We start from the raw sequence: 16290 nt of genomic DNA, 5'->3' as shown, positions 1-16290 counted from the left end.
TATGAGTGACTTCCCCCCTTTGCCATGGCTGCGGGCTTTTGAAGCGGCGGCGCGGACGGGCAACTTCTCCAGCGCGGGTGGCGAGTTGGGGCTGACACCTGCCGCTGTGAGCCATCAGCTCAGATCGCTTGAAGAGCATCTGGGGTATGAGTTGTTTTCCCGCAAGAAGCGGCCGATGGAACTGACCACAATGGGAGAATTGTATCTGCCGTGGGTCATCAAGGCGTTCGAGACGCTGCGGCTTGGTACGCAAAATACATTTGGCGCGAAGGATACGCGGCCGGTGCGCATCCGCTGTTTGCCGACATTTGCGCAGGTGTGGCTGCTGAAACAGCTGCCCGATTTCCGTGCGCACCATCCGGAGGTGAATATCCAGCTGCATATGGGGACATGGGCCAGCGCCATTCAATCGACCCAGTTGGATATCGAGATCCGCTTTGGCAATGGGGAGTGGGCGGGGCAGCGGGCTGTGTTGCTCTGTCGTGATCCGGTCATTCCGGTGTGCCACCCGGATTTGCGACCCGAAGGGAACTCGCTGGAAGCACTGCAAGATGCGCCGTTGATCGAGGTGATTGGCGTGGCGGATAACTGGCAGCAGTTTTTCCGCCAAGAGAAGGTGCAGCCGCCTGCGCGTACGCCTGCGCTGACGGTGGATCAGAGTATTGCGGCGTTGGAACTGGCGGCTCATGGCATGGGGCATGCGCTGATGTCAGGTTTTTTTGCGGCGCCTTATCTGGCGGACGGGCGGCTTGTAAGGTCGTTACCGCTCGATAAGCGGACGGATCAGGCGATTTATGTGACCTGCGCCGAGGGGCCGATCAGCTACGGGTCGCAGATGTTTCTGAACTGGATCATCGAGCGCTCCGCGCCGATGCGTGAGGGGTGACCGGCCGCACAGGGCGAAAGGCCCAGCTATTCGCGCGGCAGACTGAAGCTGACGAGTGTTTCAAGCTCGGGTTCTGTCTCCGCGATCATTGCGGGCCATGCGCGGAAGGGGAAGAAAGTACGCCACATTTTGAGGCTGAGGTCTTTCTTCTTTGCCAGAGCGCGTTCGAGATAATGGCGCGCGACGGTAATGTCACCGAAACGGACATGGAATTTGGCTGCGATCATGTAGACGAAGAACTCGCAGTTCGAGTAGCTACACGCCTGATCTAGCGCGTCTTGTGTGCCATCGGCGGGATTGCGGAGATCATAGTTCCAGCGGGCTGTGCCGAGCATGAAATATTGCGCCCAAGCGATGGGGTCTTTTGGGCTGACGCGGATCGCCCCGAGGGCGGCCTTTTCCATCGCGGCGCAGTCAATTTGCGCCTGAAAGAGATGCACATAGGTGCGCGTATAGAACACATAGGGGCTGTAACCGTTGAGCGCTTCGGCGCGATCGAGAGATTTCAACGCCTCGACATCCTGCCCCATGATGCCGAGGATCGCGCCGAGGGCTGCGTGGGCGTCTTCAAGCCGGTCGTCGAGCTGCAACGCCTCGGTTGCGCGGGCGTAGCCTTTCTGGATTTCGAGTGGAATATTTTCGCTACGCCCCGTGGTGACTTGGGCGACATGCCACCGCGCCAGAAGGGCATAGGGGAGGGCAAATTTCGGGTCGGCTTCGATGGCCTCAGTAAACAGTTTGAAAGCGTCGGTGACGCCTTGGTCGGTGTATTTGAATTGTTCGGACATACCGCGCTGGCAGAGGCCCCAAGCGTTAAGGCTTTCGGTTGGCTTTTTCAGGGATAATGCCCGCTCGTTTGCGCCCAACTCGGGAACGACATTGCTGAGGGTTGCCCGCGTCAGCTCGTCTTGCAGTTCAAATAAATCCTCGATCTCGCTGTCCAGCCTGTCTGCCCAGACCTGCGCACCGGTTTTGCCGTCGATAAGATCCACATGCACCCTGACCCGAGATCCTGCGGTGCGCACGCGGCCCGTGACCAGATAGGAAACGCCAAGCTCGCGGGCGACGGATTGAAGGTCGTTCTGCCGATCGCGGAAGGTGAAGGCCGAGTTGCGGGCGATGACAAACAGAAAGCGGAAGCGCGAGAGCTGGGTTGTCAGCTCCTCCGCCAGCCCGTCGCCCAAGAACCGAAGATCTTCGTTCGTAAAGGACGCCTCGAATGGGAGAACCGCAATCGTTGGCGCTGTGTGGCTGCCGGTTTGTTCGGGCGCGGCGGCGTCTTTTTCGGGACTGGGGAGGCGCCATGCCTCGACCGGCACCGGAATATTGCGGACAAATTGTGGACCGAGAGGAAGCAGCGGGGTGGTTTGATCGTCGCTCAACTGGGCGTAGACGGCTTGCGAGACGCAAATTTCTCCCGGTCTGGCGAGGCTTTCGAGGCGCGCGGCGATGTTGATGACATCGCCAAAGACATCGTCCTCCGTGAAATAAGCGCTGCCTGCGTTGATCCCGATGCGGTATCTGATCCGCTCGTCGCTGGGGATGGTTTCTTGGGCCTTGGTCACGTTCTCCTGAATTTGGCGCGAGGCTGCAAGCGCGGCTGCGGCTGAATTGGCCTCCACAAGAAGTCCATCGCCAAGGTTCTTGATCACGCGGCCACCTGCAGAGGTAATCGCCGGAGAGATTACCTCGTCATAGAGGGCGCGCATCCGCATGATGGTGCTTTCCTCGCTTTGCGCGACGAGGCGCGAGTAGCCCACGATATCGGCGGCGACGATGATGGTTTCACGCTTGTCCATGCGCATGCCTTCTAATGTGCGTCGTCTCGGCGTTCAGCGTGATATCCAGATGGGCGCTCATCTGCTCCCACAGATCGCCCCAGCCGCGCGACCATGCGGTGATCAGCGTGGTTTTCCCGTCGCCAGCCTGCGCTTTGGCAATGATATCGGGTGTGATCCACAACAGACCGTAATAGGCGGGGATGTCGTTCAATGTGCCATAGCCCTGAACCGAGTAGGCGTATTGCATGATCCCCAGAAGAACGCCCATGTGGTTTTCGATAAGGAACTGCTCGAAGGACTTGTGGCCGTAGTCACGCAGGAAATCGGCTGGCGGTTCTGCGGGCATTGGGTAGTGCGGGCCACTAAACCATGCCTCGTCAAAGTACTCCCAGTAAAGGCGCTCGTAATTCACGGCTGCGGCTTTGATTGCGTCTTCGATGACCGTTGTGTGGCTCGGGCTGACATTCAGCCAGTCGGCCGCTTTGTAGAGGACATATTTGGGGAAGGGCATCATCTTTGGGGGGTCGTAGGTCTTACGGAAATGCTCGCTGAACTGACCTTCGGTCAGGATGCCACGGAAGGTGCCGTCTTCACCGCCGAAGCCGATCTGGGTGTTGCCATCCAGATAATGGTGCATCTTTTTGACGAATTTATCGTAATGGGGAGAGAGGTAGCAGGTGCCCAATTCGCAATAGAGCGTGGTTGCTTTACCCAAGTTGCCGTACTGCTTGACCGGCACGGTGTGGGTTTTGCCACCGATGCGGTTGGTGTTTTCGAGCACCCTGACATTTGTGTAATGGCGGTGCTTGAGCGCTTCTGCCGTGAGCAGGCCGCTAGGACCGGCGCCAAGGATGACGATGGACGTTGATTTGTCCTCGGGGAAGATGGCGCGCCCGCCATCATGCCCTTCGAAGAGCCAGTTGATGTAATACCAACAGTGGACGACGGACTCGAAGCAGGTCGCGGCGTGGACGTAGATCGTGTTGTTATCGCCTTGAATCTTGTGCCAGTTCCAAGGGTTTTGGTTCACCAGTTGATCGCCGTGGAAATGGTCGAAATACGGGGTCAGGACCGTCTCTTGGAGGCCATCGCAGCTGCGCTCGAAGGGCCACCAGCTGAGCTGCGCGATCTCTTCTGCGAGCAGCTTACGGAAGTCATCCTCGGTTGGAGGTGTCGTTGTTTCTCCGAAAAGCTGGTAGACTGTGACCCAGTTATACTCGACGGAATTGGCGAAATCCAAGCCGAGGGACTTTGCCGTTTCGTTGCGGAAGCCGTAGATGTGACCGCGCATTTTGGACAGCGGTTCGGCCGCGAAAATTACGCCATGCTTCATCTGCCTGTCTTTGACCTTCACCTTCAGAAGTGACGTGTGGAAGGTGAAGTTATGGAGGCTACTCAGGAGCGCGACCTCATCATCGGAATAGGAGATCTTGGTGCGCAGGTTGCGCGGTTCGCACGCGATGACCAGCGTATCGCAAGCGATTTTTTCGGTGCGACCATCTATGCTGACATCGAGTTCGATTTGGTTCTTCTCACCGTGGGCTGAAATTGGGGTCTTGGGCATCTAGAATTATTGGGGTCCGAATTGCTCATTAACCTTATGGAAATTCTGGAACAAATCCACGAAAATATACCTCCTTTGGTTCTTCATATATCCAAAGGTAGTATTTGACGTGGGGTCGGCCAGCCTCTGTGGCCCCGCTGCGGAGGGTTTGTCGCCGGATCGGGCGGTGTCAGGCGTTGGTATGCGAGTGCCTGACGACGACGGGGCATTCCATCCGTGTATGGGTGATTTGCTCTGCCGCGGGTGCGAGGAGAAACTGCGCGCACCAGCTGCCCATTTCGCGATGTGGCAGCAGGACGGTTGAGAGCGCCGGAGAGAGGTGTTGGGCGATTTCCTGATCGTCATAGCCCATTACGGCGATGGATTCGCCGACCGTTTCGCCGCGTTCTTTGAGGGCCTCGTAGCAACCCACGGCCATCAGATCGTTTGCGCAGAAGATCGCATCAGGGCGCACGGGGCCATCAAGGAGGCGCAGGGTTGCGGTGCGTCCGCCACTGGGGAGGAAGTTGCCTTCGACTATCAGGTTCGGATCAATCGGAATCTTGGCGTTTCGCAAGGCGCGTTCGTAGCCTTCGAGACGCTGATCGGAGGCTTCCATCCAGTTCTCGCCGGTGATGAAAGCGATTTTGCGGTGGCCTGTCTCGATCAACATCTGGGTTGCAGATTGACCGCCGCGGCGTTCGGCGGGCACCACGGAGGGGAAAAGCCCGCGCGCATCGTAGCAATTGAGCAGGACGGCACGGTGCTTGGCGAGGATGTCGGAGGGTGTGACTTCGCGGGTGAGTATCGAGCCGTAGACGACGCCTTCGACACGGTCTGCTGCCCATTTGCGCAGGACAGATGCCTCGTAATCCTTGTTGCCGCCGGTCATGACGACCTCGACGATGACGTTTTCCTTCCAAGCGGCTTCCTGAACGCCCTCGATGGAGATCGCGGCGAAGGGGCTGGTGGCGATCTCGTCGAACATCAGGCCGATCACCCGTACGCCGGTATCGTTCGGTGGGCGACCCGCACCGCGTGGGCGGTAGCCCAGCTCGGCCACGGCGTCTGTCACCCGTTTGCGGGTTTCTTCGCTGATGCGCATGTTCTCCTGCCCGTTGAGGACAAAGGACACGGTGGATTGTGACACGCCTGCCTTGAGGGCGATGTCTTTCATCGTGACGCGCGGAGCGGGGCTGTCGGTGTGGTCGTTCATGGGGACACACTACACACTTGCATCCCGCTAATAAATATTGCTAATAAATTTTAGCAACGATTGGGTGAGATTCGCGCCCGTCGTTGGAGGAGGGGAAATGGCTCTAGTACAGAGAACGCGGCGTCGAATGACGGAGAGGCAGGCAGCATTTGTGCTGCTGTTGCCGTTCCTGCTGACCTATGCGCTGTTTCTTGTCTATCCCTTCTTCCGTGGCGTCTGGATATCGCTGCACGATTGGAACCTGCTGGCGGTGGCATTCAATCCAGATGCGAAAGAATTCGTCGGCCTGCGTAATTACGAGCGTGTTATGTGGGGCCGGAATATCGAGTGGGGGGCAATCGCCAACCCCGCGCTGCAACTGCTGGGGCTGGTTGGCCTTGGTGCGTCGATCTTCCTTCGCCGGATGAGTCGGGTGAGCAGGGTGACGTCCATTGCCTTGGCGATGGCGTCTGTCCTGTTCTTTGTCCTACCCGGATTTCATCCCGGCGAAGGGGGCCGTTGGTATGACCGCCGGTTCTGGCCGACGGTTGGCAATACGCTGGTTTTTGTTGCGTGGACGGTGCCGGGTGTCACGGTCATCGCCTTGCTGCTGGCGGCGGCGTTGAACCGCGAAACCAAGGCGATGACGGTCTATCGTACGGTTTTCTTCCTGAGTCAGATCCTCTCCGTCACGGTGGTGACGCTGATCTGGCAGATCATGTTCTCGCCACGCCAAGGGTTGATTGCCAATGTCACGGATGTGTTTGGCGGCTCACCAATCGTCTGGCTCACCGATGAGCGGTTTGCGATGGCGGCGATTGTCATCACGACGATTTGGTGGAGCCTTGGCATTGCGATGATCCTGTTCCTCGCGGGTTTACAGGATATCTCTAAAGACCTTTACGAGGCCGCTGCGCTCGACAATGCGACTGGCGCGAAGGCGTTTTGGTTCATCACGCTGCCGAACCTCAAGCGCACGATCACGCTGGTGGTCGTTCTTCAGGTGATCTTGCAATTCCAAGTGTTCGGGCAGGCGCATCTGATGACGCAGGGCGGGCCGAATGACACGACGCAAGTGCTGGTGCGGTACATCTACCAGACCGCGTTCCGCGACAGCGAGTTGGGGCGGGCGAGCGCGATGGCGGTGTTCCTCTTCGTGATCATGGGCGGGTTTTCGTTCCTGCAATTTGTGCTGGGGCGGGAGGACACGGAATGAACCGGCATTACGCATGGCTCGTCATGGCGCTAGGTATTCCTGCCTTTTTGTGGCTGGTGCCGACGATCTGGATGGTGTCGCTATCGTTCCAGCCGAACGAATTGCTGGCGCGGACAACCTCGACCACATTCTTTGGGTTGGTGCCGATCCCGTTCACAGCGGAAAACTACGCCGCACTGTTTGCCTTTGGACAGACGCCGGTTTGGTTCCTGAATTCGCTCATCGTGGCGGCGGGGATGACAGCGGGTGTGCTGCTTGTTTCGACAACTGCGGGCTATGTGCTGGCGCGGTTGGACTTCCCGTTCAAGCGGACGATTACGGTGCTGTGTCTGGTCGGGCTGATGGTGCCGGAGCAGGCGGTGTTCATTCCACTTTACACGATGTTTGCTGATTTTGGCTGGCACAACAGCTATCACGCGCTGATCCTGCCGCGCATGGCCGTGCCGATCGGGGTCTTTCTGATGATGCAATTCTTCAGAGCGATCCCGCAGGATATCGAAGAAGCCGCGCGGCTTGATGGCGTTAGCTGGATGCAGATTTTCTGGTACATCATGTTGCCGTTGGCGCGGCCTGCGATGATGACGCTGGCGATCCTGACATTCCTGTATGCGTGGAACGACTACCTCTGGCCGCTGGTCAGCGCGCAGCGGCAGGAATTTTTCACCATCACGCTGGGGCTTGCCAGCATTCAATCGAATTTCGCGCAATCGGAAGGGCTGGGCCGTGTCATGGCCTCGGGTGTTATCGCCTCGCTTCCGGTTGTTCTCATGTTCCTGATTTTCCAACGGTATGTGGTGCAAGCCATGACCGTCGGGGGAAGCAAGGGCTAATCTGCACAATCCAGGGAGGATACCATGAAATATGTGCTTATGACGGCGGCTGCGGCTGCCACCATCGCCACCGGCGCGATGGCCCAAGAAGTGACGTTGGGCCGTTTTTTCGGTGCGTGTGAAGACGCCGGAACCGACACCAAGGCGAGCGTTGGTGAGGCTTGCATCATCCAGTCGATCATCAACGCGGCAAGCGCCGAGATTGATGACGTAACGGTCAATACGCTGCCGACCGATTGGGGCAACTACTATGACCAGATCAAAGCTGCCTATGCGGGCGGCACGCCGCCGGATGTGCATGTGATGCACCGGCACCGGATCCCCGAGTTTGCCGGATTGGGCGCTTTGGCTGACCTGTCTGACGATCTTGCGGCTGCAGGTATCGACACGGCTGATTGGGCGCCGGCGGCGCTGGATGCGGTCAGCTTCAACGGCGGCATCTACGGTGTGCCGATGGATTTCCACGCGAACCTCTGGCACGTCAACATGGACCTGATGGCGGAAGCTGGGCTGGTTGAAAACGGCAAGCCTGTTCTGCCGTCCTCGCCGGAAGAGCTGCTCGCGCATGCGCAGCAGGTGAAAGAGGCAACCGGGCAGGACTACCTCGCCGCCGACTTTGCGCAGTTCCCGATTGGGGTGCGTTTGACGCTGGCGCTGATGTGGCAGCAGGACGCGAACATCTTTGACGGCGACACCGCCACCATCGACAACGACGCGGCCCGCAATGCCGTTACGGCAATCACCCAGCTGTTTGACGCAGGCGTGGCCAACCCGCAGCTGAACTATGCGGATAGCCAGCAGGCCTTCCTCAATGGTGAAGCGGCGATTCTCGTCAACGGTACTTGGGTTGTTGACTTCTATGACGCGGAAGCCGCGAAAGAAGAGGTCGCGCTCGACAATTACTATGTTGCCGACTTCCCGACGCTGTTCGACACCGGCGCAACATGGGCCGACAGCCATATGTGGGCGATCCCTGCCAGCCTGAAGGCAAATGACGCGGAAGCCTATGCGGCTGCGCTGAAGGTTCTGGCCTTTATCAACGACCACAACATCGACTGGGCCCGTACCGGCCACATGGCTGTACGCAATTCGGTTCTGGAAAGCGCCGACTATGCGACCCTGCCGCACCGAGATGAGTACACCGGCACCGCCGCCATCGCCCGCGACACGCCACCGAGCGAGCGCTATGGCGCCATTCAGGACGTGCTGAACCGCGAGCTTCAGGCGATCTGGCTCACCGGCAAGTCTGTCGACATGGCGCTGGCTGATGCAGAGGCCGAAGTGCAGGATCTTCTGGACCGCTAAGACCTGACGCCAGCCCGTTCCGGCGGGCTGGCGTTCCACCTTGAAGGAGGAATTGCCGTGACAAGATGGACGCCCCAGAGAGCGCAAGATTGGTGGCAGGACACCGGCTGGATCTGTGGTTTCAACTTTCTACCGTCCACGGCGGTGAATTTCCTCGAGGTGTGGCACGAGGATACTTTCGACAAAGAAACGATCAGGCGTGAGTTGGGCTGGGCGGCAGGTTTTGGCTTCAACGCGCTGCGGGTCAATTTGCATTATCTTGTCTGGAAGCATGACCGCGCCGGACTATTAGAGCGGCTCGATTGGGTGCTGGAGACGGCGCACGCGCTGGGCCTTTCGACTGTGCCTTGTTTCTTTGACGATTGCGGATTTGGTGGGGCGGAGCCGACTTACGGCCCGCAGCCAGACCCGATCCCCAACGTTCATAACAGCCGCGCGGTTGCCAGCCCGGGGCGGGCGGCCTTGCTTGATGGCTCTGAATGGGCGGGATTTGAGGGCTACGTCCGCGATATCATGCGCGCACATGCTGCGGATCGCCGTGTGCTTTTCTGGGATTTGTATAACGAGCCGGGCAATCGCATGGTTTTCGGGCCTGATGCATCGGACACTTACAGGCCTGACTTTTCGGCGCGGAGCTTTGCGCTGATGAAGGATTGTTTCAGGTGGGCGCGGGCGGAAAACCCCGTGCAGCCGTTGACCGTGGCGGCGTGGGTGACGCCTTTGCCGGGGTCAACCGACGCGCCTTATCAGACCGAGATCGATCAGGCGGCGCTGGCGCTGTCGGATATCGTGACGTTCCATGCCTATTGGGACAATCAGAATGTGGAGCGCTTTATCGCCTATCTTGCGGAGTTTGACCGCCCGATGCTGTGCACGGAGTGGATGGCGCGGCCTGTTGGCAGCAAGATCGACGATCAGCTGACTGTCTTTCAGACGCGGAATATCGGGTGCTTTCAATGGGGGTTCGTCAAGGGGCGGACGCAGACGAACCTTCCGTGGCCGGCGGACCTTGTGGCGCAGCATGGCGGCGTGGCGGATCGGTCGATCTGGTTCCATGATTTGGTTGATGAAGAGGGCAACGCCTATGATCCGGCGGAGGCTGCCTACCTCAGGGAAGTGCTGCGCGCGGCTGCCAGCTAGGGGCTGCGGCTCATGGCTCTTGCGGCAAAACGGGATCTAGCGATCACCAATGCGCTTGGGCTCAGTTCGTAGCGTAGGCAGAGCGCATATGAGACTGACGATGGCAGGCCGCGTTCCCGTGATCGGCGGGACGAACGCGGCCATCTGTGTGCTATTGGGCCGGGATGAAATCGGCCTGTTGGTCGAACATCACGAGCGTGATGCATGGCTCCGGTCCGACGCAAAGGTCTGCATGGGGGACATCGGCGGGTTGGTACCAGCTTGATCCTGCGGTGAGGATCGGCCCCTGATCGGGTTCAGACAGTTCCCAATGCTGATGTTTGCCGGCGAGAATGAAGCCCCAATACCCGTCTGAATGCGTGTGCGGGATTGCCATAGATTGCCCGGGGTCCGTGCGGGAGACGAAGACCGTCGGCGTGCCCTGATCAAGGCCACCGTAGAGCGTATAGGCCTCGACCCCTGGGAACAAAGGCTGCCAATTGATATCTTCCACTGGTGTGCGCACCATTTGATCGGGGAAGCGGTCCTGGGCGGCGACAGGAAGCGACGTGATTGCTGCAAGGCCGAAACCGGCGAGGATGGCTTTGAGATTGGACATTGTGATAGCTCCTTGGTTTGTAATGGGTCTATCCAACCGTGGCTGGTTTCACCGATCTGTTCCACGAGTGATGACTTGCAGATCGCTCCTTTGACTTGCAGAAAGTCCCAAGGTGATCGCCTGTTTACAGGGTTGTCATCATGCCAAAACGGTGCCGCTGGCGCGCCACCGTTGGGTCCACAGCAGGTAGACCTTTGTTAGCCGAGAGGGGTAGGAGGCGAAGGGCGTTATGAACGCTCTTGCGATCTTTCCTCTGCCCGCCGGATGATAGCGAGAAGTGCGTAGACCGGCACCGCCGCGGCAATGACAACGCGGGGGAAATGCAGCGCTAACCAAGTCGCCCTGATTGAGGAGGCCTGCTGGGCTGTGTAGTTATCCCCGATCAGGAGGATATTCTGAGGAATGAAATATCCCAGCGTGAACAGAGTGTTCACGACATATAGTCCGAGTGCGATCATCCAGATGCGCCGGATGGGGCGATTTTGCCAGTCCAACCGCACCGACAGAACCAGCCCGACCAGCGTGATCATGTTGAGCGGAATGATGGTCAGCGCAAAATTCAGGAACTCGTCCCAGAAGGCCGCCCGCCAGATCAGTGGATCGGTCCCAAGCCAGCGGATGCCGTAGGATAAGAGGATCAGGACGCCGCAGCCCGCAAAGGCCGCGGACCCAATGACAGCTAGGATGTTAACGGTTTTGCGATAGGTTGCGTCGTTCATGGGCGGTGTCTCCGAGTTCAGTGAGAGCGGCGGGCGGCAAGAGCGCGTAGGCTGTAGATGGCGATGGCAAGGGTGAGCAGGACGCGGGGAACATGGCCCAGAAGCCAAGTTGCGCGGATCATGGCCGCGTTATCCTCGGTCACAGGACCGACCAGCGCGATGGACTTATAGAAGCCTAGCGCATCGCCCAGTGGCGACCCGATCGCGGCGGCAAGACGCACGTTTAACGGCATGTGAAAGAAGATCGTGATCAGCGAGACGGACAGGTAAAGCCACAGCGCAATCACCCAGTTTCGCCGCGCTGGGGCATCCTGCCAATCGAGCCGGGCCGAGAGGATCAGGCCCACCAGCATGGCCACGAACAGCGGCATGATCGTGTAGAGAAAATTGCTGAACTGGGGAAAGAACTGCGCGACGAAATCGGCCGGAGCCAAGCTCAGCCAATAGGACCCCATCGACAGCCCGATGAAGGCGTTAGCGCCAAAGAAGGCGGCTGAGGTGGTGATCGCGAGCGCGTTGACGCGGTTTCGGTAGGTGGCGGAGGACATCACGATTGCCTTGATGTTGAGGTCAATGAAACTCGGTCTTTGCGAATTGGCGGAACAGGAACGCGGGCGCGATCCGGCTCATCCATTTGATCTGGCTTGATTGGCCAAGCAGCATTTCGGTCTGGTTGCTTCGTAGTCCCGCGATGATCTCGCGTACGAGGTCGGTGGGCTTCATCTTTTTGAAGTTCTCTGACTTCAGCACATTGGCCATGTCGGTATCGACGACGGGCGGCATTGCTTCGAATACCTTTATGCCGTGCGGATGCAATTGGTGCCGGAGGGTCTGCGCACAGTGATGAATCAGGGCCTTGGTGCCAGAATAGACGGGCGTTCCGGGTGAGGCGACGAAGGCAATGCCGGAGCCGATGAACACCACCGCCGGCTGCGCGCTGCGCTCCAGAAGCGGCAAGGCGCGCCGCGTCAATGTCAGGGGAGCCGTCGCATTGATCGCAATCTCGCTCTCGATCTTGTGCATCGTTTCGGGATCGTCCTTGAAATCATAGGCAAGGAACACGCCTGCATTATTGATCAGCATATCAAGCTTGCCATGTTGCGCCTGAATACCTGACAGGATCCGCTCCTGATCCTCGGCAACGGTCACATCCCCCGCGATCGCCTGCGCGCCGGTCTGGCGCGTCGCGTCGGCAAGCCTGCCCTCGTCGCGCCCGCAGATGACGACAGTGTTGCCCAGCTCTACAAATTGGCGGGCCAGCTCAAGGCCGATGCCGGAGCCGCCTCCGGTGATAAGGATGGTCTTTGATGTCAGGTCCAAGTCAGGATCTCCAATTGGCAGGTTCCCCAGAAGCTAGCCCTGTTGGATCGAGCTCCTCCACCGCTCATGCCTTGCAGATCGTTTCAATGACTTGCAGATCATCTCAAGGCCGTTGCGGGGCGGGGCGTCTGGGTATCTACTGCGACTGGCCGCTCCCAGCCGCGAGAAAGGTTTTCTGATGCAGAATGATGAGCGATCCCCGATCTATACAGCCGCCATCTTGTCGGGACCGATTTGCGGGATACTGGGGATCGGATGGAACGAGGTCGTGGCCCGTGCGGGCATGATTGCGCCTGCGCTCGCTGATCGGGCCTTTCTGGTGACAGCCGATGAATACCTGCGGCTCTGGAACGCGATCATTGATCTGTCAGGGCAGCAGGATATCCCTCGGTTGCTGGGGCTGCGGATGGCGGGCGGCCCTGCGATTCCCGTCCTTTTCGCGCTCTCGACTGCGCCGGATTTCGAGACTGGCATCGAGCGCATGACGCAATTCAAAAGCCTGTTCGGGCCAATGCAATTCCTCGTGTCGCGCAGCGAGCGGGAGTTCACCGTTCGCGTTGCCTCCGATGTGGCAACCGCCCCTTTGCCTGCAACTTTCAGCAGCCCGCAGATCATTTACCTGCATTCACAAGCGAATGCGCTGGCGCGTGATATGATCCGGCCGCTGCGGGTCCGCCTGCCGCTGCCACAGGACGAGCGGGAACGTCTGGAGGACGTCTTCGGCCAAATTCCCGAGCAGGGCGACGCTGCGCTGACCTATTCCCGCGCGGATGCGCGCGTGCCTTTCATCTCGGACAACCCCGAACTTTGGGAAGCCACCGAGGCCGACCTTCAGGCCCAAGCGCTGATCCAGTCCAAGGGCCTGCCCCTTTCGGAGCGGGTGCGGGCCATCATGCTGGAGATGTTCACGATCACCGAGCCCAAGATCGCCCATGTCTGCGGACGCTTGAAAGTCAGTCGGAGCACACTTCTGCGCCGTTTGGCAGAGGAGGGCGTTACGTTCCAATCGTTGCTAGACCAAACGAGAAAAGATCTGGCGATCCGCTATCTGGTCAAAAGCGACTTGAACAATCAGCAAATCGCTCACCTTGTCGGGTATCGCGATCCGAATGCGTTCCAGCGCGCGTTCCGGAAGTGGACGGGAATGACGCCGCAGGCATTGCGCGCAGATGGCGCGCAGTTGGGGGCATAAGCGGCGCAAGTTGCGATTGCACATCTGAAGCCCGAAAAGCCGAAGTTAAGCCCTGCGAAACGCGCTATTTAACCGTCGCTGCGTGAGCTGAAAATGGCGGGCACTGGCCTGACGTTGGTGGCCACTGCTCATTTCCAATAATTGGCAGACATAGCTTTGCGAGCGGACCGTGAACATCGCGCGAGCCCCGACCGTTTTTATGGGAAGCTGAAGTTCTGCGCGAATGAGGAGGGGCCGTCCTCGCAGCGCGGAACCGCGCTTTCTGCGCATGGCGACGGGGACTTTTTCCATCTTTACGCTGTCGTCGCAGATCGTCCTTTAGCTGAACGCGACTGCCCGTGCTGCGGGCGGCACGGCTCAATATTGATGCCACATAGCATAATCCAAAATTGTCAAATACTACGATATATTTGATGATATCAAATTAAAGTCCGCAATATCAAAATAACTTGCTAGAATCGTGTTCATTCACGATTGTCACCCATAAGGAACGAGGATGAAGTCATGGTTGATAAGCCCAGAAGGTTCGAGAAAAGTGGCACGATGGATGCTCAGGTTTTGCCACTGAACATCGATTCCGATGAGTTCGGTGGGCGCACGATCCAGTCTGTGGAAAGAGCCCTCAATGTTCTCGAGATCGTTGCCCAAGAACGCGATGGCGTCACTGTTTCAGATGTTTCCGAGCGCCTCGAACTCAACATTTCAACATGTCATCATTTGATCGCGACCTTGGTTAAGAAGGGCTTTGTAACCCACCTCGGAAGGGTCAAGGGATATGCACTTGGCCCACGGCTTGGCGAGTTGGTTCAGATTTCGGAGGGCGAACGCGACCCCGACGTGCTGTTGACCGAAGAGTTGAAGTCGTTGGGCGGACGGTTGGGGCACGGTGTGCAATTCGCCGTGTTGCGGGACACCGCGCTGATGACAAAGCTCAGTTTCCCTGGGTCTGACGATAATCTGGCGGAACCCGACGAGGTTGAGAAAATGGCAGCCTTGCACGCCACGGCGACGGGGAAGGCGATCCTCGCATGGATCCCCGACACAGAATTGGTTCGAATCATTTCTGCCAATGGACTTACTACTTATACCTCCAAAACCATTACCTCTCTCTCCGGTTTGGTTGAGGAGCTGCGTTTGGTTCGCCGGCGCAAATACTCGATCGATGATCAGGAATTCAGCGAAGGGATCGTTTGCATTGGCGCGACGATCAGGGCCGGCGCTGGAGCTGTCATCGGGTCTATTTCTGTCACCATCCCAGCCGATCGGGCCACCGATGAATACCGCGACTACCTGATCAAGGAAATGATCGCGGCGGCTAATTCGTTTTCAAACAAACTGCGCGACCTGAAAATCTAGCGCCCTCTCAAACGACAAGGAGCTTGAAAAATGCCCATGCCCAATAACGTAACCACCAGCGAAACCCATCCGGTCCCCGAGACAATGAAAGCTTGGGTTCTCGGTGATCCGGGTGAGTTGACGCTTTCCGACAAACCGGTTCCTGTACCCGGAAAGGCCGAAGTGCTGGTCCGCATTGATGCGGTTGCGATCTGCGCCACCGATCTGGAGATCATCCATCACGGCCCGCCCGCACAGATCAATGGCGGTGATCCGTTCAACAAGAATTTTACGCCGGGCCATGAATACATGGGCACGGTTGTTGCTCTGGGACCGGGTGTCGACGAATATCAAATTGGCGAGCGCGTGACCGTGGAAATCCACGCTGGTTGTGGCCAGTGCAAGCGCTGCCGTCAGGGTATGTACACGTCATGCCACAACTACGGCAAGAACTATGGTGATGTGGATAAGGGACACCGCGCCAATGGCTTCACCACCGATGGGGGTTTTGCCGAGTACGCCGTCAACAATATCAATACCTTGGTCCACGTCGATGACAGTATGACCGACGAAGAAGCGACGCTGGTCGTCACTGCCGGAACCGCAATGTATGGCCTGACCGAACTTGGTGGACTGGTCGCCGGTGAAAGTGTCGTTGTCACAGGTCCCGGACCCATCGGCCTGATGGGCGCAGCGGTCGCCAAGGCGCTTGGCGCGCAACCCGTTATCCTGACTGGCACGCGCGACAACCGGCTTGAGATCGGTAAGAAGCTGGGCGCAGATCATGTGATCAACGTGCGCAACGAAAATGTTGTTGAAAAAGTCCGTGAGCTGACCGGCGGCATGGGTGTCGATTATGTGGTCGAGTGTGCCGGCGCGCCGAACGGTCTGAACGAAGCGGCGCAGATGGTGAACCGTGGTGGCAAGATCTGCCTTGCGGCGTTCCCCCACAACAGTCCTGAAGTCGATGTCGCCTATCTCGTGCGCAATAACATCTACCTCTACGGCATCCGTGGTGAAGGTAAAACGGCAACGCACCGGGCCGAAGCTTTTATGCGGCAGAAGCGTTTCGACGCGACGCTGATCCATACGCACACCTTTGAGATGTCCGATCTGGAAGAAGCGCTGCGCTACGCCAAGGACCGGGTCGAAGATGCGATCAAGGTCGTGGTCAAGAACCCGCAAAAGCAATCGAAAAAAGTGGCAGCTGAATAAGCCAGAACAAAGGAG

At 58.4% G+C, this 16290-nt stretch carries 15 protein-coding genes; 8 read left to right on the top strand and 7 right to left on the bottom strand.

Translation table 11 applies throughout. The annotated features are described in order from the left end of the window. The first annotated feature begins 1 nt into the window (after position 1). Complete coding sequence (locus AB1E42_RS12090; RefSeq protein WP_368344486.1) at positions 2-886, top strand: LysR substrate-binding domain-containing protein; 885 nt, start codon at positions 2-4, stop codon at positions 884-886. 26 nt (positions 887-912) lie between these two features. On the opposite strand, the gene AB1E42_RS12085 is transcribed toward AB1E42_RS12090, so the two are convergent. The 3 genes from AB1E42_RS12085 to AB1E42_RS12075 all read right to left on the bottom strand — a co-directional run bounded on the left by AB1E42_RS12085 (position 913) and on the right by AB1E42_RS12075 (position 5426). Then, positions 913-2685 (bottom strand): adenylate/guanylate cyclase domain-containing protein, encoded by a 1773-nt coding sequence (locus tag AB1E42_RS12085; RefSeq protein ID WP_368344485.1) that lies wholly within the window; start codon positions 2683-2685, stop codon positions 913-915. Further along, positions 2672-4231, bottom strand: a complete 1560-nt coding sequence (locus AB1E42_RS12080; protein ID WP_368344484.1) for an FAD-dependent oxidoreductase — start codon at positions 4229-4231, stop codon at positions 2672-2674. Before AB1E42_RS12080 ends, AB1E42_RS12085 begins: the two co-directional genes overlap by 14 nt. Positions 4232-4400: 169 nt before the next feature. After that, the gene (locus tag AB1E42_RS12075; protein ID WP_368344483.1) at positions 4401-5426 is read right to left on the bottom strand and encodes a LacI family DNA-binding transcriptional regulator; all 1026 of its coding nucleotides are present in this window, start codon (positions 5424-5426) and stop codon (positions 4401-4403) included. Between the two features lie 97 nt (positions 5427-5523). Here AB1E42_RS12075 and AB1E42_RS12070 point away from each other — a divergent pair, with 97 nt between their 5' ends. Genes AB1E42_RS12070 through AB1E42_RS12055 form a run of 4 tightly spaced genes read left to right on the top strand, consistent with a single transcriptional unit; the run spans position 5524 to position 9896 of the window. After that, entirely contained in the window at positions 5524-6621 is a 1098-nt protein-coding gene (locus AB1E42_RS12070; RefSeq protein ID WP_368344482.1) for a carbohydrate ABC transporter permease, read from the top strand. Beyond that, complete coding sequence (locus tag AB1E42_RS12065) at positions 6618-7451, top strand: carbohydrate ABC transporter permease (protein WP_368344481.1); 834 nt, start codon at positions 6618-6620, stop codon at positions 7449-7451. Before AB1E42_RS12070 ends, AB1E42_RS12065 begins: the two co-directional genes overlap by 4 nt. Before the next feature lie 24 nt (positions 7452-7475). Then, positions 7476-8756, top strand: coding sequence for an extracellular solute-binding protein (locus tag AB1E42_RS12060; RefSeq protein ID WP_368344480.1), 1281 nt, complete (start codon positions 7476-7478; stop codon positions 8754-8756). Between the two features lie 57 nt (positions 8757-8813). Next, positions 8814-9896: a hypothetical protein gene (locus AB1E42_RS12055; RefSeq protein ID WP_368344479.1), complete on the top strand. Its 1083-nt coding sequence runs from the start codon at positions 8814-8816 to the stop codon at positions 9894-9896. A 151-nt stretch (positions 9897-10047) separates the two neighbouring features. Here AB1E42_RS12055 and AB1E42_RS12050 read toward each other — a convergent pair whose 3' ends face one another. The 4 genes from AB1E42_RS12050 to AB1E42_RS12035 form a co-directional block, all read right to left on the bottom strand. Next, entirely contained in the window at positions 10048-10494 is a 447-nt protein-coding gene (locus AB1E42_RS12050) for a cupin domain-containing protein (RefSeq protein WP_368344478.1), read from the bottom strand. Between the two features lie 227 nt (positions 10495-10721). Further along, on the bottom strand, positions 10722-11213 hold the full coding sequence (locus tag AB1E42_RS12045) for a hypothetical protein (protein WP_368344477.1): 492 nt from the start codon (positions 11211-11213) through the stop codon (positions 10722-10724). A 17-nt stretch (positions 11214-11230) separates the two neighbouring features. Then, a complete protein-coding gene (locus tag AB1E42_RS12040) occupies positions 11231-11761 on the bottom strand; it encodes an anthrone oxygenase family protein (RefSeq protein ID WP_368344476.1) in 531 nt (176 codons plus the stop codon). Between the two features lie 22 nt (positions 11762-11783). Beyond that, positions 11784-12533 carry an SDR family oxidoreductase gene (locus AB1E42_RS12035; protein WP_368344475.1) on the bottom strand — a complete coding sequence of 250 codons (750 nt, stop codon included), beginning with the start codon at positions 12531-12533 and terminating at the stop codon, positions 11784-11786. 178 nt (positions 12534-12711) lie between these two features. On the opposite strand from AB1E42_RS12035, the gene AB1E42_RS12030 reads away from it, so the two are divergent. The 3 genes from AB1E42_RS12030 to AB1E42_RS12020 all read left to right on the top strand — a co-directional run bounded on the left by AB1E42_RS12030 (position 12712) and on the right by AB1E42_RS12020 (position 16275). Continuing rightward, positions 12712-13725, top strand: coding sequence for a helix-turn-helix domain-containing protein (locus AB1E42_RS12030; protein ID WP_368344474.1), 1014 nt, complete (start codon positions 12712-12714; stop codon positions 13723-13725). 504 nt (positions 13726-14229) lie between these two features. After that, positions 14230-15081 carry an IclR family transcriptional regulator gene (locus AB1E42_RS12025; protein ID WP_368344473.1) on the top strand — a complete coding sequence of 284 codons (852 nt, stop codon included), beginning with the start codon at positions 14230-14232 and terminating at the stop codon, positions 15079-15081. A 30-nt stretch (positions 15082-15111) separates the two neighbouring features. Beyond that, positions 15112-16275 carry a zinc-binding dehydrogenase gene (locus tag AB1E42_RS12020; protein WP_368344472.1) on the top strand — a complete coding sequence of 388 codons (1164 nt, stop codon included), beginning with the start codon at positions 15112-15114 and terminating at the stop codon, positions 16273-16275. Positions 16276-16290: the final 15 nt, after the last annotated feature.

This window comes from Pelagovum sp. HNIBRBA483, assembly GCF_040931995.1.
Lineage (GTDB): Bacteria > Pseudomonadota > Alphaproteobacteria > Rhodobacterales > Rhodobacteraceae > JAEPMR01.
Note: the sequence above shows the minus strand (reverse complement) of the source record. Positions and strands in the feature narration are given on the sequence as shown.

Excerpts from the sequence above, each read along its gene's own strand:
- AB1E42_RS12075 (WP_368344483.1), bottom strand. The coding sequence starts at position 5,426 with ATGAACGACCACACCGACAGCCCCGCTCCGCGCGTCACGATGAAAGAC.
- AB1E42_RS12025 (WP_368344473.1), top strand. The coding sequence starts at position 14,230 with ATGGTTGATAAGCCCAGAAGGTTCGAGAAAAGTGGCACGATGGATGCT.
- AB1E42_RS12020 (WP_368344472.1), top strand. The coding sequence starts at position 15,112 with ATGCCCATGCCCAATAACGTAACCACCAGCGAAACCCATCCGGTCCCC.
- AB1E42_RS12045 (WP_368344477.1), bottom strand. The coding sequence starts at position 11,213 with ATGAACGACGCAACCTATCGCAAAACCGTTAACATCCTAGCTGTCATT.
- AB1E42_RS12040 (WP_368344476.1), bottom strand. The coding sequence starts at position 11,761 with ATGTCCTCCGCCACCTACCGAAACCGCGTCAACGCGCTCGCGATCACC.
- AB1E42_RS12065 (WP_368344481.1), top strand. The coding sequence starts at position 6,618 with ATGAACCGGCATTACGCATGGCTCGTCATGGCGCTAGGTATTCCTGCC.
- AB1E42_RS12070 (WP_368344482.1), top strand. The coding sequence starts at position 5,524 with ATGGCTCTAGTACAGAGAACGCGGCGTCGAATGACGGAGAGGCAGGCA.
- AB1E42_RS12060 (WP_368344480.1), top strand. The coding sequence starts at position 7,476 with ATGAAATATGTGCTTATGACGGCGGCTGCGGCTGCCACCATCGCCACC.
- AB1E42_RS12080 (WP_368344484.1), bottom strand. The coding sequence starts at position 4,231 with ATGCCCAAGACCCCAATTTCAGCCCACGGTGAGAAGAACCAAATCGAA.
- AB1E42_RS12085 (WP_368344485.1), bottom strand. The coding sequence starts at position 2,685 with ATGGACAAGCGTGAAACCATCATCGTCGCCGCCGATATCGTGGGCTAC.
- AB1E42_RS12090 (WP_368344486.1), top strand. The coding sequence starts at position 2 with ATGAGTGACTTCCCCCCTTTGCCATGGCTGCGGGCTTTTGAAGCGGCG.
- AB1E42_RS12030 (WP_368344474.1), top strand. The coding sequence starts at position 12,712 with ATGCAGAATGATGAGCGATCCCCGATCTATACAGCCGCCATCTTGTCG.
- AB1E42_RS12050 (WP_368344478.1), bottom strand. The coding sequence starts at position 10,494 with ATGTCCAATCTCAAAGCCATCCTCGCCGGTTTCGGCCTTGCAGCAATC.